Origin of the sequence: Bordetella genomosp. 4 (genome assembly GCF_002261185.1) — a bacterium.
In the GTDB taxonomy this organism is placed as follows: Bacteria; Pseudomonadota; Gammaproteobacteria; order Burkholderiales; family Burkholderiaceae_B; genus Bordetella_A.
This window is the reverse complement of the sequence record NZ_NEVQ01000001.1, coordinates 99823-113929: the sequence shown is the minus strand read 5'-3', so window position 1 is coordinate 113929 and position 14107 is coordinate 99823. Positions and strand designations below refer to the sequence as shown.

At 55.9% G+C, this 14107-nt stretch carries 10 protein-coding genes; 9 read left to right on the top strand and 1 reads right to left on the bottom strand.

Annotated elements, in window-relative coordinates; translation table 11 throughout:
* Positions 1-228: 228 nt before the first annotated feature.
* The 5 genes from CAL20_RS00560 (at position 229) to CAL20_RS00540 (ending at position 5587) form a co-directional block, all read left to right on the top strand.
* Positions 229-906 (top strand): response regulator, encoded by a 678-nt coding sequence (locus tag CAL20_RS00560; protein WP_094823961.1) that lies wholly within the window; start codon positions 229-231, stop codon positions 904-906.
* Positions 907-931: 25 nt separating this feature from the next.
* A complete protein-coding gene (locus CAL20_RS00555) occupies positions 932-2347 on the top strand; it encodes a sensor histidine kinase (RefSeq protein ID WP_094823960.1) in 1416 nt (471 codons plus the stop codon).
* A 114-nt stretch (positions 2348-2461) separates the two neighbouring features.
* Positions 2462-3460 (top strand): Bug family tripartite tricarboxylate transporter substrate binding protein, encoded by a 999-nt coding sequence (locus CAL20_RS00550; RefSeq protein ID WP_094823959.1) that lies wholly within the window; start codon positions 2462-2464, stop codon positions 3458-3460.
* A gap of 166 nt (positions 3461-3626) precedes the next feature.
* Complete coding sequence (locus tag CAL20_RS00545; RefSeq protein ID WP_094823958.1) at positions 3627-4064, top strand: tripartite tricarboxylate transporter TctB family protein; 438 nt, start codon at positions 3627-3629, stop codon at positions 4062-4064.
* Positions 4061-5587, top strand: coding sequence for a tripartite tricarboxylate transporter permease (locus CAL20_RS00540; RefSeq protein WP_094823957.1), 1527 nt, complete (start codon positions 4061-4063; stop codon positions 5585-5587). The genes CAL20_RS00545 and CAL20_RS00540 overlap by 4 nt, the downstream gene beginning before the upstream one ends.
* Before the next feature lie 109 nt (positions 5588-5696).
* Here the strand turns inward: CAL20_RS00540 and CAL20_RS00535 are convergent, their stop codons facing one another.
* Positions 5697-6863 carry a pyridoxal phosphate-dependent aminotransferase gene (locus CAL20_RS00535; protein ID WP_094823956.1) on the bottom strand — a complete coding sequence of 389 codons (1167 nt, stop codon included), beginning with the start codon at positions 6861-6863 and terminating at the stop codon, positions 5697-5699.
* A 273-nt stretch (positions 6864-7136) separates the two neighbouring features.
* On the opposite strand from CAL20_RS00535, the gene CAL20_RS00530 reads away from it, so the two are divergent.
* The 4 genes from CAL20_RS00530 (at position 7137) to CAL20_RS00510 (ending at position 14019) form a co-directional block, all read left to right on the top strand.
* The gene (locus CAL20_RS00530) at positions 7137-7343 is read left to right on the top strand and encodes a cold-shock protein (protein WP_094823955.1); all 207 of its coding nucleotides are present in this window, start codon (positions 7137-7139) and stop codon (positions 7341-7343) included.
* Between the two features lie 3285 nt (positions 7344-10628).
* Complete coding sequence (mnmG, locus tag CAL20_RS00520; protein ID WP_094823953.1) at positions 10629-12548, top strand: tRNA uridine-5-carboxymethylaminomethyl(34) synthesis enzyme MnmG; 1920 nt, start codon at positions 10629-10631, stop codon at positions 12546-12548.
* On the top strand, positions 12545-13222 hold the full coding sequence (rsmG, locus tag CAL20_RS00515) for a 16S rRNA (guanine(527)-N(7))-methyltransferase RsmG (RefSeq protein ID WP_094823952.1): 678 nt from the start codon (positions 12545-12547) through the stop codon (positions 13220-13222). Before mnmG ends, rsmG begins: the two co-directional genes overlap by 4 nt.
* Positions 13219-14019: a ParA family protein gene (locus CAL20_RS00510; protein ID WP_094823951.1), complete on the top strand. Its 801-nt coding sequence runs from the start codon at positions 13219-13221 to the stop codon at positions 14017-14019. Before rsmG ends, CAL20_RS00510 begins: the two co-directional genes overlap by 4 nt.
* Positions 14020-14107: the final 88 nt, after the last annotated feature.

Genomic DNA, 14107 nt, shown 5'->3' with positions numbered 1-14107 from the left:
AAGCTGGCTTTTTTGGCGCAGCCCCAAAAGTTGTTCAACTTGGTCCGCAGCGCTACACAGAACTGCTACACAGCCAAAAACCGCTACAAGTTCATGAAATAGAATGGCTTTTTTGAGTTGATGCAGTTATCCACAGACTCTATTAATCATTAGTCTTTATATAAAGAAAAAGAAAAGAGAAAAACAAACATGCACTCCCACCAGCGCCCAGCGGTGCAAAAATAAGCTATGCGTATCCTCCTCATAGAAGACGAATCCGAATTGGCTCGGTGGTTGTCCCGCAGCCTGGCCCGGCATGCCGGTTTTGTTGTTGAATGGGCTGACGACGGCCTGGTCGCCGAAAGACGGCTGGCTGTGGAAGAATTCGATGCAGTGATTTTGGATCTCGGCCTGCCCGGTATGGATGGCCATACCTTGCTGGCCAAAATCCGAGCTCGCGACGACCGGACTCCTGTTCTCGTATTGACGGCACGCGACTCGCTGGCCGAGCGCGTCGATACCTTGCACGAGGGAGCTGATGATTTTTTGCCCAAACCGTTTGTGCTCGAGGAACTCGAGGCACGGTTGATTGCATTGATCCGCCGCAGTCGTGGACGGGAACACCCTCGGCTGGCGCTTGGTGATCTGGTGCTGGATACTTCTGCACAGCGATTTACCGTGCGCGGTCAACCGTTGCAGTTATCACCCCGTGAACATTCTGTGTTACGCGTACTTATCCAACGCAGCGGCGAACCTATCAACAAACAGCAAATCCTGGATCGCATTCAAACAGACGATTCGGATATCAACCTGGAAGCCATCGAAGTACTTGTGCACAGGTTGCGTAAAAAACTCGCCGATACCGGCGTACAAATCGTGACCCTGAGGGGAATGGGATACTGCCTGGAGGCGATTCTTGAAACTTAGGCCTCGCCATCGCACGCTGAAATCGTTGTTGTTGTGGTGGTTGATTCCGGCCTTGGTTTTCATCATGTTGATAGCTTTGTGGCTGTCAAACTATCAACTGCGCAACCAGGTAGACCAGGCATATGACCGTGCTCTTGCAGGAGCGCTGCGTTCTATCGACCACAACATATCCACAGCCAGCGGTGGACTAAGTCTCGAACAGCCTTATTTGATGCTCGAATTTTTCGAGCTCACTGCCAACGGCAATGTGTATTACCGTATTGCCACGGAAGACGGGTTGGCAGAGATCGGCAACCAGGACCTGCCTTTGCCGGATAAGCCCCTGATTTCAGGGCAGCCGCAGTTTTTTGACGCGCAATATCAAGGCCTATCGCTGCGTGTTGCGGCCCTGGCCAGACCGATGGATCCCCCGCTGTACAACAACCGTGGAGGCAGGGTGATCGTACAAGTCGCCGAATCCCTGGAAACGCGTGAAAACTTCCTGAATCAGTCGCTATTACGCGCGCTCGAGCGCGACATCGTGGTGATCCTCATCGTGGTGTTAGTCGTGGTCTGGAGTGTTTTCCGGGCAGTTCGCCCACTCGAGCGATTACGCCAGGATGTGGATAAACGTTCAGCAGACGATTTAAGCCCCGTAGACGCTCCGGACATCCCAAGTGAGGTCGCCCCCTTGGTCGACGCCGTAAATCTCCACATGAGCCGTTTTACGGCTCAGGCGAGGGTCCAGCGGCAGTTCCTGGACGACGCTTCACACCAATTGCGCACGCCCCTGTCCGTTTTGCGGACCCAGACGGCTTATGCGCTCCGGGAAACCGATCCGACTGAAATACGTACCGCGCTGCTTGCCATGCAAGAGGGCCTGGATCGGGCAGTGCGCACCACAAACCAGATGCTGGCGCTGGCACGCGCTAAAAACGCGTCGCTGAGCGAGGCTGGCCTGGTCCCCGAGGAAGTCGACCTGGTCGATATCGCCCAGAATGTCATCCGCACGCTGCTACCTGCCGCTAGGGCCCGTCAGCTGGATCTGGGGCTTGAAGCCTCGAGTCTGCCCGTGCGTATCCAGGGCATTGACTGGTTGCTGCGTGAAGCCCTCAGCAATCTGATCGATAACGCCATCCGCTATACGGCGCCGGCCAGTCAGGTCACCGTGCGCGTCTACGCAGATGAGCGCTATGCCCGGGTGACAGTGGAAGACAGCGGTCCTGGAATGTCATCGGCGGACATTTCCCAGGCCAGTGTGCGTTTCCGTCGCGGCGCCGCAGGCAAAAACAAGCCGGGGGCGGGTTTGGGGCTGGCTATCGTCGGAACGATTGTGGAAATTCATGGCGGCCGATTCGTGCTGGAGAACCGGCAACCGCAGCCCGGACTGCGCGCCGCATTAGTGTTTACCCTAGGTTCTTTCCCAAATGCTGCATTGCGGCACGAAATTGCGGGAAATTGAAAGGTTCCGGAAAGGCCGGATTGGGTACGGTTGCGATCCGTTGGCCATGGTCCCGTTTTGTGGGCATGGTCGGCTCACGATGACATCTAAAAAGCGATTCACGGAGACCGCACGATGCAACTCTTTTTGAAAGCCCGCGTGGCCGCGGCATTTGGGGCATGTGCCCTGGCTTTGGGTATGGCAACTGCCCACGCTGCCGACGAACCTCGTCGGCCCGAATGTATTGCTCCCGCCCAGCCTGGCGGCGGCTTTGACCTGACCTGCCGTTTGGCTACCGAAGGCCTGAAGCAGAGCGGTGCACTGAAATCCGCCATGCGTATCGTCTACATGCCCGGCGGCATCGGCGCGGTGGCCTACAACAACGTGGTCGCACAACATCCCGATGAGCCCGGCAGCATCGTGGCGTTCTCGGGCGGTTCGCTGCTGAACCTGGCGCAAGGCAAGTTCGGCAAGTACAACGTCAATGACGTGCGTTGGCTGGCGGGGATCGGCACTGACTACGGTGTAGCCGTCGTACGCGATGATTCTCCCTATAAGGATCTGAAGAGCCTGATGGAAGCCTTCAAGCAGGATCCGACCAAGATCGTGCTGGGCGCAGGCGGTACCGTAGGCAGCCAGGATTGGATGAAAGCTGCACTGACGGCCAAAGCCGCGGGCGTAGATTTCCGCAAAATGCGTTTCGTTGCCTTCGAAGGCGGTGGCGAGGCCGTAACGGCACTGCGCGGCGGCCATATCCAGGCATACATGGGTGACGCTGCGGAAGCCTTCACCATGCTGGAAGGCGGCGCGCCGATCCGCGTGCTGGCAGTGTTCAACGACGAACGCCTGCCCGGCAAACTCAACACCGTTCCCACGGCAAAAGAGCAGGGCTACGACATTACGTGGCCCATCATCCGTGGCTTCTATGTCGGTCCTAAAGTTTCCGACAAGGACTACCAGTTCTGGGTTGACGCGTTCAACAAGATGATGAGCGCGCCCGAATACGCCAAGCTGCGCGATCAACAAGGCCTGTTCCCGTTCCAAAAGACCGGTGCCGAGTTGGATGCCTACGTCAAAGAACAAGTACAAAAGTACCAAGAACTGGCTGATGGATTCGGCCTGATCAAAAAGTAAAACGCAACCCGTAGTTTTTGCCGCCGGACCGCCCAAGGCAGCAGCAAGCCGAGGGCGCGCTTGGAGGTATTGGGGGCGTCGAGATTCGGCGCCCTGTTTTGCGCCGCCGTGATCGCCATCCATGCCTCGCATGAACACCGGCGCGTCGATTTCAGGAAACGAGATCATGACTGATCGAACTCTGGGCATTTGCGCCCTGGTCCTGGCTGCCTTCATGACATGGGCCGGCTGGGATATCGAAGCACCTTTCGCTTACGAGCCTGTCGGGCCACGCGCTTTCCCGATGCTAATTGCCTTGATGATCGGCTTGTGCGGGCTGCGTCTGGCGATCAAAGGGGGCAACCCTGTCGAAGCTAATCCTCCCGGCGCCAACTCACGCATTGCATTGATGGTGCTCGGCGCGGCTGCTTATGCATTCCTGTTTCAGTGGCTGGGTTTCATCATCGCGACAGCGTTGATGACGGTCTATGTCGGTCGCCTGTTTGGCGGCGCGTGGCTGAAATGCGTGACCGGCGGCGTGATTATGGGCGTTTTCTTCTATTTCTTGTTTGACAGAGCGCTGGACGTTGTCTTGCCGGCCGGTCTGCTGGGAGATCTGCTATGAGCGGCATCGTCGATCATTTATCCATTGGTTTTGGCGTCGCGTTTTCGTTGACCAACTTGTTGGTCGCAGCCATCGGTTCTTTCATCGGCACAATGGTGGGGGTCTTGCCAGGTCTGGGACCCATCAATGGCGTCGCGATGCTGATTCCGATTGCGTTCGCCATGAATCTACCGCCGGAAACCGCGTTGATTCTGCTGGCTGCGGTGTATGTGGGAGCCGAATACGGTGGACGTATTACATCGATTCTGTTGAACGTGCCTGGCGAAGCCAGCGCCATCATGACGACGCTGGACGGTTATCCCTTGGCGCGTCAAGGGTTGGCCAACGTCGCATTGTCGTTGTCTGCCTGCTCGGCATTTGTCGGGGCGATCGTTTCCGTGACGGGCATCATTTTGCTGGCCCCGATGCTGGCCAAATGGGCATTGGCATTCGGTCCTGCCGAATACTTCGTGCTGATGGTTTTCGCATTCTGCTGCTTGACGAGTCTGTTGGGTAAACAACCCATCAAAGGCGTGTTGGCGGCGATGATAGGTTTAGGCATTGCAGTGATCGGCGTGGATTCAAACTCGGGTGTGTATCGCTACACCTTCGACTCGGTGCATCTGGCTGATGGCATCGATTTCGTAGTGGTGGTGATCGCGCTGTTTGCCGTGGCCGAGATGCTGGAGATGCTGGAAAAAGTCGTGGCCGGGCATAGCGTCGAGGTCAAACCCAGCGGTCGCAAGCTATTCAATCTGAAAGAGTTGGCGTTCACGTGGTGGAGCATCGTCCGTAGCTCGTTGGTGGGCTTCGGTGTGGGAGTATTGCCTGGTGCTGGCGCGAGCGTTGCCGCTGCCGTGGCTTACTCCCAAGAAAAACGCATCATCGAAAACAAAGATCCCGATGCCAAGTTCGGCAAGGGCGACATGCGCGGTCTGGTGGCGCCGGAATCCGCTGCGACGGCTTCGGCGATCGGCTCCTTTGTGCCGATGTTGACGCTGGGTGTCCCTGGATCGGGTACGACGGCTGTCATGATGGGGGCACTGACGCTCTACAACATCACGCCGGGTCCGGTGCTGTTCGACACCAAGCCTGAACTGGTGTGGGGCCTGATTGCTTCGCTGTTCATCGCCAACGTATTGTTGTTCGTTATGAACGTGCCGATGGTCCGTGTGTTCTCCAAGGTGCTGTCCGTCCCTGGTTGGCTGATGGTGCCAGGCATCCTCAGTATCAGCTTCATCGGTGTCTATGCGATCAACTCCGGCACTTTTGATCTGTTGATGGTGGTCGGCATCGGTACGATTGGTTATTTCCTGCGCAAGTTCGGCGTGCCGATGGCACCATTGGTCCTGGGGGTCGTACTTGGCGACATGATGGAGCAGAATCTGCGCCGGGCTTTGTCGATCACGAATGGCGACGTCGCCGTGCTTTACCAGAGCCCCGTGTCGATCGGACTTTGGATCGCCGCGATTGCAGTTGTAGTGGTTCCGCAGTCGCTGCGCAAATTGCGTCAGCGCCGCAAATTGGAACAAGCAAGCGCCTGAGGCGATAAATAAAATGGGGTCAGAAGAGCGTCTCTCTTCTGACCCCATTTTTTGGACCGCAGTATCACTACGCGGTGTCCTCAACCCGCCCACTCGTGCGTAAACTGATTTAGACGCCCGCTAGGCGCTCAATCGCCTGATCCAGGGTCGAATCCTTCTTGGCGAAACAAAAGCGCACCAGGCGATGATTAGACGCCTCTGCGTCGGGGTGTTGATAAAAGGCAGACACCGGGATCACGGTGACGCCGTGCTGCATGGTCAGATCTCGAGCGAAATCTGCCTCGGACTGTTTCGAAATCTCGCTGTAGTCCGCCAACATGAAAAATGTCCCCGGGCTCGGCAAGGGCTTGAACCGGGTATTAGCCAAGCCAGCCGTCAAGCGGTCCCGTTTGGCCTGGTAAAACGCTGGCAGGTCGGTGTACGGCTTGGGATCCTGCATGAATTCCGCCAATGCAAACTGCATGGGCGACGATACGGTAAAGACCATGAACTGGTGGACTTTGCGCAGCTCGGCACTGAGCTGGCGCGGCGCGCAGCAATAGCCGATTTTCCAGCCGGTGGTGTGATAGGTCTTGCCGAACGAAGAAATGACAAATGCGTGCTCGGCCAGCAGCGGCCGAGTGGCTAGGCTGGCGTGCGGTTTCCCGTCAAACACAATGTGTTCGTAGACTTCGTCTGATAGCAGCAGGACACCGGTATCCCGGACAATGCTCTCCAGGGCATCGAGGTCGCTTTCCTCGAGTACCGCGCCTGTGGGGTTGTGGGGGAAGTTCAACATCAACAGACGAGTACGAGAGGTGATGGCATCACGCACGCGTTGCCAGTCGATGCGGTAATACGGGTCAGCCTCTGTCGGTGCACGCAAGGGTACCGGTACCGCCGTGCCGCCGGCCAAACGGATGGCCGGCAAATACGAGTCGTAGCAGGGCTCGATGACAACGACCTCATCACCGCTGTTGACGGCCGCCAATACGGTAGCCATCAAGGCTTCAGTCGCGCCACTGGTGACGGTAATCTCGGTTTCGGGATCGTAGCGGTGGCCATAGAGGGCCAGCGTCTTTTCTGCAATAGCCTGGCGTAATGGTGCTACGCCAGGCATGTAGGGATACTGATTGTGCCCTGCGGCCATGGCGCGCGACACCAAATCACATAAACGGGCATCCGGGTCGAAATCGGGAAAACCTTGTCCGAGATTAATGGCTTGATGCTCGATAGCCAACCGGCTCATGACGGTGAAAATGGTGGTGCCCACATCAGGCAATTTGGATCGGATCATGGCAATAATGCAGCTAGGGGTGAAATAAAAAGCGAACGGGCAAGTATCCCATTAACTCGAGAATGCGGTTTTGATTAGTCCCGATTTATGACCGATATATTGCCTCAACGGCGATATGGAAAAAATGCGACATACGGGTAAACAACTATTTGTTTCGTCAAAGATGCGTGAGTATGCTAAGTCTCGCAGTTGATTCAAGCGTTGTACGGGCCTATTTCTAGTCGGCGTCCTTGATTCACTAGCATTCATTTTTATTATCGGGACGCTATACAAATGGTTCAGAAGGGCAAAGTCAAATGGTTCAACGCCGATAAGGGTTTCGGCTTTATTACGCCGGACGCTGGCGGTACGGATGTATTCGCACATTTCTCGGCTATTCAGGGACGCGGTTATCGCAGCCTGAACGAAGGCCAGGAAGTGGAGTTCGAAGTCAAGGATGGTCCGAAAGGACCTCAAGCGGCCGAGATTCGCCCGCTTTAATTCGGGAAATCCCGCTTTTCCCGTGAGCCAGGTTTTGCCTGGCTGCAACGCCCCGTGGCTGTATGGCTCCGGGGCGTTGTCGCATTTGTACGGGTGAAACTGCGCTCAGCAAGCTGACTGGCCGGGATAACTGTGGGGCTATGGTCTGTGGATAATATTGGGAATAAGTTTGTGGATAAGGCCCTCGTCCGGCATTGGGGGAGTTTGGAGCGATAGGGGGCCTCACTGGCGCGAAATCTGGGTTTTGCACAGAAATACTATATAGATATCTTGACCCATAGTGATCTGGCTATCGAGGCTGATTGTTATTCGGTTTATTCACGCCGGGGCATTTTTGCGTGGTTTTTCAAGGGTTAAGGCGGCAAGCCTGTGACGAGTTCACGGGAAAGGTTCCATCAAGGCCAATATTTTCGTAGGTCGCATGATGAGAATTCGGGGGGCGAAAGCTCAGTTGTTCACAAAGATATCCCCAGGGGTTATGTGAGGGTTTTTTATGGGATTTTGGGTTTTCTAAGGGGCGAGATTATTTGTGGATAGAGTTGTGATTATCAGGGTCGGAAGGATGGTTCCGGTGTTTTGATGAGAGTTTGTTTTCGAATAAGAGGCCGAGTTATTCAACTCGGCTTTTTTATTTCTTTGATGTCGCAAAGATATCCACCGGGCTGACGAGGAAGGCTGGAGGTGGAGATTGGGCTTGTGGAAAAGTTGTGGAGGGGAGTTTCATGTGAAACAGGGGGTGAGTAGTTTCGGGTTTCGTGTGCGGTGGGGGTTTGTGGATAACGTTTAGTGAGTGGGGTTGTGGGGAAGAGGGTGTGGATAGTTGTTCGGATGCGGTTCGTGGGCTGTGTGCGGGTGGGAGGTGTTTGTCGCGTGTGGATAAGAGTTCTTCTGGCGTTGAGTGGGGGTGGAAGCCGTGTGGGGGCTTCACGCGGCCGGTCAGACGCCTGCGCGTCCGACACCGCTTCGTCAACCTCGTCGCTGCGCTCCTTCGGTTTCCCTCGCTCGGCCACGAAGCGCCCCCACACGGCTTCCACCCCCACCCAACTCGCGTTATCTCGTGCTGCCACACCGGCGGCGGGACTGTCTTGCTTAGGCTTCGTAGGAGGAGGTGAGGCAAGGAGGAATATCTTGCAGGGTTGCTAGGGTTGGGCGCCTACGGGCGCGCCCAACCCTAGCAATTGGAAAACTCGGGCGCGGACAACTGTGAGGTGGTGCGGGATCTTGACGAGTTAATTGGATTAACTTTGAGATGGGTCTTAGCCGGTAGAGGCGTGGGAAAGCGGCATGAAGAGGGATTGGAAGGTTAGGTACGAGCTGGGCAACACGCTAGGCAACGGGCTACGCGAGGCACAGATAAGGAGCTAGGCAAGAACCTAGATAAGGGACTAGGCAGGAACCAAGCAGGGGACCAGACAGGAGACTGGCAGAGGACTAGGCACGGGATTAGGCAAAGGATCACGCAGGGGATCAGGCAAGGCACTATGCAATGGACTAGGACTGCTTAGCGGGGGCCTAAGCGGGTGCTGTGGCGAGTTCTGGGGCCTGTAGTTGCCCCTGGGGAGGGCTGGCTCGGAGGCGGATGATGCGTGTGTTTTGCGGAAGGATATGCGATCCTGGGCGTGGTTCGGTATCGAGGACGGGGGTTGAGAGTGGCGCGAGTGCTTCTCTGGTGGTGTATAGCATTGTGATCGTAGCTCTCGATATCGGCTGTGGCATCTTGCTCCGCTCTGGGCGCTGGCCCGGGTAGTTTGCGGTGATGCTGCCTATCACTGTCTGTGGCTTGGGCGTTTGCTCGATGTGCTATGTGTGGCTCGTCATGTCGTTAATACAGGCTACTTAGGCCCGGGAGTCAATAGAGAGACAGAGGGCAGGGGGAGCTCCGCATTCATCCGGAGGTTAAGCACTGCGACCCTCGTTCCGCTCTCGTGGATTGTTCCACGTGAAACAGCGCACCAATGAGCCGGCCCAACCGTTGGGAAGCGCTCCGGCTCTGCCTAATTTCTTGACCAATACCAGCACTGAGTATGGATTATGGGGAATGATTTGCCAGATATCTGGACGTAATAAACCAGTATGTACTAAGGGACAGCCATAAACGTGGGTTCTTCTGCCGCAGCGATTGTCGCGATTAGGCTCTTCCTGTCCAGTATTTGCCGTTGATTTCTTTCGGAAAAGGGGCATCTTCTAGGCCGAGGGCATTTATTAAGCTTCTGTCGAAATGCAGGCACCCTTCGCACGGGTTCCATATAGGGTGAGATGCCGTCTGATGTTGCCCGGATGGACAGCTATCCTTCTGCGAAAAGTACCGATACCGGCGTTGCAGATGCCACTCATAGCGAGCTGATGGGGCATTAGGACTCAAAATGTACTCGTACCGATGGCACCCCTCCCGCCGTGCAAAACCCTTTTCGCCATATTGATTGACGTTCCACGTGAAACAGCAGAACCCATCTGTATGCCGACATAGAGCTAAGAAAACGAGAGGTGCTGTCTTGGGATCTATCGCTTCGCGAATATAACGTCCCCGTGTTTCACGTGAAACATTCGCTATTCGAAGATGCGACTAGCGCGCTGGTCCGCCGTTATCTTGGTTTTACGGGACATATTCGCCGCGGAGTAGGCCACACGCGCGGTTAAATCCGCACCACAACATAGTGCCAGGCGTTGTCTCATGATCGCTAAATCTCATGAACAGCAAGGGGTAGTCCTTTCTCGGTACTCCAGAGCTTCGCGGCAATTCTAGCTATGTTCCACGTGAAACATTCCCGAAGTGCCGCCACACCTCCCTTCAACTGATCGACTCCCGATCGTTATCGGCGGGCGCGCCCGTAGGCGCCCGCGGATAACAGCCCGGCAAACTCCTTCTCTCTGGCACGTTCTCCCCTACGAAGCCTAAGCAAAATAGTCGTCCCAGCAATGCAGCGATCCAAGATTCTGTGAGGTGAGGTGGGGGAATGGAGAGGGAGGGGCGCCTCGTGGTCGAGCGAGGGAAACCGAAGGAGCGTAGCGACGAGGTTGACGAAGCGGTGTCGGACGCGCAGGCGGCCGACCGACCACGTGAAGCCCCTCCCTCTCCATTCCCCCACCTCACCGCCAAAAGAACCTACTTCGCCCATACCAGGAACAACAACCCCATCATATGTTTCACGTGAAACACACCGCCCCACACTCCCTAAAAGCCAAAAAGATGCCACCCGTTGCAACTTCCCCAATGTTTCACGTGAAACATCCCCAAGGTCCCCTTTATAATGGAACCTAACAAGCTCTTTCTCCCATCCCCCCATCATGAATTACCCGCGCGAATTTGACGTGATTGTCGTCGGTGGCGGCCATGCCGGCACTGAGGCTGCGTTGGCAGCTGCCCGCATTGGCGCCAAGACGCTATTGTTGACCCACAACATCGAGACCCTTGGTCAAATGTCCTGCAACCCGTCGATCGGCGGAATAGGCAAAGGACACTTGGTCAAAGAGGTCGATGCTCTGGGCGGAGCGATGGCCATCGCCACTGACGAGGCGGGAATTCAGTTTCGTATTTTGAATGGCTCAAAAGGCCCTGCCGTCCGCGCAACTAGAGCGCAAGCCGATCGGGTGTTGTACCGCAAAGCTATTCGTCATCGTTTAGAAAACCAACCGAACCTGTGGCTCTTCCAGCAGGCCGTCGACGACCTCATGGTTGAAGGCGATCGAGTGGTAGGCGCCGTCACCCAGATCGGATTGAAGTTCCGCGCCCGCAGCGTCGTCCTGACTGCCGGCACCTTCCTCAATGGCTTGATTCACGTAGGCCTGGAAAACTACTCCGGTGGCCGTGCCGGCGACCCGCCCGCGATCTCATTGGGCCAGCGCTTAAAAGAATTGAAGCTTCCCCAAGGACGGTTGAAAACCGGAACGCCTCCTCGTATCGATGGCCGCACCATTGATTACAGCGTCCTCGAAGAACAGCCCGGCGACCTCGATCCGATCCCAGTATTTTCCTTTTTGGGCAACACGTCCATGCACCCGCGTCAGCTGCCGTGCTGGATCACTCATACCAACTCCCGTACGCACGACATCATCCGTGCGGGACTCGATCGCTCACCAATGTACAGTGGCGTCATCGAGGGCATAGGACCACGGTACTGTCCTTCCATCGAGGACAAAATCCATCGTTTTGCCGACAAGGCATCGCACCAGGTTTTCCTCGAGCCCGAGGGCCTGGATACCCACGAGGTCTATCCCAACGGCGTATCCACCAGTCTGCCATTCGACGTTCAATGGGATTTGATCCATTCCTTGCCCGGCTTGGAAAATGCACATATTCTGCGTCCCGGTTATGCGATCGAGTACGACTACTTCGATCCTCGTGGATTGAAATCAACATTGGAAACCAAGGCCATCGAGGGCCTGTATTTCGCCGGCCAGATCAACGGCACAACAGGTTACGAAGAGGCCGCTGCGCAAGGCCTATTAGCGGGTGCGAATGCGGCGTTGCGTTCGTTAGAAAGAGAGCAGTGGACGCCTCGTCGTGACGAAGCGTACTTGGGCGTGTTGGTTGATGATCTCGTGACGCGAGGCGTGACAGAGCCCTATCGCATGTTCACCTCTCGCGCTGAATATCGTTTGAGCTTGCGAGAAGACAACGCAGATCTGCGATTGACTGAAATCGGCCGTAAATTAGGTCTGGTCGATGATATTCGCTGGGATGCCTTCAGCCGCAAGCGCGATGCAGTAGCCGCGGAAATTGAGCGACTGAAATCAACCTGGGTCACTCCTCGCAATTTTCCTGCCGAGGCGGCAGAGCCATTGCTAGGCAAAGCAATTGAACGTGAGTACTCACTATCAGATCTGTTGAAACGACCCACCGTGTCTTATGCCACCCTTATGGCGGCTCGTAATACCGACGGTTCACTGTTGGCCGGCCCTGGCGTGTCCGACGACGACATCCTGGCCGAACAAGTCGAAATCCAGGTCAAGTACGCGGGCTATATCGCCAGGCAACAAGACGAAGTACAAAAGCATTTGTCGCACGAACAGCAACGTATTCCGGCGGACATGGATTACGACGCTGTCAGCAGCTTGTCGTTCGAAGTTCGCCAGAAACTCAAAACGCACCGTCCCGAAACCATTGGGCAAGCCGCGCGTATTTCCGGTGTCACGCCTGCAGCAATCTCACTATTGCTCATCCATCTAAAGCGTTTGCATTACGGCACGCGCAAGCAAGCCGCATGAGCCCCGCGTCTGAGGTCAATCTGGCACAGCGCCTGACGCAAGCTGGCGATAGCCTGGGCTTGTCGATCACCGCTGCACAAACGGATCAGTTGCTGACGTATCTGGCACAGATGCAGCGTTGGAATCGTACCTACAACCTGACTGCCATTCGCGACCCTGAACAAATGCTGGTGCAGCATTTGTTCGATAGCCTAAGTGTCGTTAATCCTTTGGCCCGTATGTGCGATCCTGCCAGTCCCACCAAGGTATACGACATCGGCTCGGGCGGCGGGCTGCCTGGTGTTGTATTAGCGATCATGTTGCCCGCATGGCAGATCAGTTGTGTGGATGCCGTGGAAAAAAAGATGGCATTTGTGCGTCAGATGTCGGGTGTGTTGTCTCTTTCCAATTTACGTGCCGTACATGGACGCGTCGAAGCCCTCGCGCCCGCGCAATGCGATATCGTCATTTCGCGCGCGTTTGCTTCTCTTAACGATTTTGCGTCGCTGGCCGGCCGCCACGTGCGCATCGATGGTACCCTCGTTGGCATGAAGGGGAAGGTCCCCGAAGATGAAATTCAAGCCTTGCATCAACAGGGCGAATGGCACGTCGAACATATCCAGGCGCTGCAAGTGCCTCAGCTGGATGCACAACGCTGCCTGATCTGGATGCGTCGTAGTCAAGGAACTCTATGAACACCAAAACGTCTAGCACACGTCCTACACGCGTGTTTTGTATCGCCAACCAAAAGGGTGGCGTTGGCAAAACCACGACAGCCATCAACCTGGCCGCGGGATTGGCCACACATGGCAAACGGGTGCTGTTGATAGATCTGGATCCGCAAGGCAATGCCACCATGGGTAGCGGCATCGACAAGAGCACGCTGCAGTCCACGCTATACGATGTGTTGATCGGCGACGCATCGATCGAACAGGCCCGCGTGCGTTCTGATGCGGGCGGCTACGACGTGCTGCCTGCTAACCGCGAACTATCCGGCGCCGAGATCGATCTCGTCAACATGGAGGCGCGCGAGCGACAGTTGAAAGCGGCAATTGGCGCCGTCGCGTCGCAATATGATTTTGTGCTGATTGATTGTCCGCCTACGCTGTCGTTGTTGACCTTGAACGGCCTGGCCGCTGCGCATGGCGTGATCATTCCGATGCAGTGCGAGTATTTTGCTCTCGAAGGTCTGTCCGATCTGGTCAACACCATCAAGCGAGTGCATCGCAACATCAACGAAGACTTGAGCTTTATCGGTTTGTTGCGGGTAATGTTCGATCCGCGGATGACTTTACAACAACAAGTTTCCGCACAGCTGGAATCCCATTTTGGGGATAAAGTATTCACTACCGTGATTCCGCGCAACGTACGTCTTGCCGAAGCTCCCAGCTATGGTTTGCCGGGGGTTGTGTATGACAAGGCCTCACGTGGCGCTCAAGCTTATATTTCTTTCGGCGCCGAGATGGTCAAACGCGTCGAAGCCATGGATTGATCTTTTCATGGCTACTCATCATGCCGTGCTGGGGTTATCCACACGTTCAAGATGGTGGTGATCGGGCGTATTGTTCCCGTTTGCGCGT